Source organism: Clostridium boliviensis (assembly GCF_033342255.1).
In the GTDB taxonomy this organism is placed as follows: Bacteria; Bacillota; Clostridia; order Lachnospirales; family Lachnospiraceae; genus Lacrimispora; species Lacrimispora boliviensis.
Genome location: NZ_JAWONS010000043.1, coordinates 1 through 277, shown reverse-complemented (window position 1 = coordinate 277; position 277 = coordinate 1). Strand labels below are relative to the sequence as shown.

Here is a 277-nt window from a genome sequence, read left to right as displayed (position 1 = left end):
GGAAAATAGAATTCCCATACGGAAAAGAGAATTGACAGTGGTAGAAGGGGGTTGTGCCGCGGGAGCTCGGCCTTCGACGGAGCGGCATAACCCCCTCCGCCCAAATTAGGGCACCGGTCTAAGCGGTCTCAATATCGAAAAGCGAGGTTGAGGGATCCATGGACGAGACGATGAAGTTTGACCTCCGCGGAGAGGAACAGGAAGTGTCTCCCAAAGAGGTGCTCATGCTCGTTTATGAAGCGCTGAAGGAGAAGGGGTACAACCCGATCAACCAGAT

Annotated in this window: 1 protein-coding gene; it reads left to right on the top strand. The window is 53.8% G+C overall.

Annotated elements, in window-relative coordinates; all coding sequences use genetic code 11:
* Window positions 1-158: 158 nt before the first annotated feature.
* Window positions 159-277, top strand: a 119-nt coding sequence (locus RZO55_RS02335; RefSeq protein WP_318062696.1) for an IreB family regulatory phosphoprotein, incomplete at its 3' end; no start/stop codon positions are given.